Raw genomic sequence first — 257 nt, 5'->3', positions numbered from 1 at the left:
CATCCGTGCCGTTTCGCTGACGGCATCTAATCGGGTTCTCCCACGCATACGCAACTTCCTCGCTGGTAAGCCCGTGCTTGAGGGCGTTCCCATGCACTCTGACCACTGCCGTTCTCCTTTCTTTCCCAATAAGTATACCAGATTAGTATACCTGATTAAAGCACCTGATTATCGAGCGGTCGCGCTGGGGCTTCGTGGCCGTCAAGCTCCCTGCGGGCACCCCTCATATCCCCGGCTTCATCGAGCAGAGACCACTC

Origin of the sequence: Collinsella sp. OF02-10, from assembly GCF_003463445.1 — a bacterium.
Lineage (GTDB): Bacteria > Actinomycetota > Coriobacteriia > Coriobacteriales > Coriobacteriaceae > Collinsella.
The sequence above is the reverse complement of the archived record's forward strand: the minus strand, read 5'-3'. Positions refer to the sequence as shown.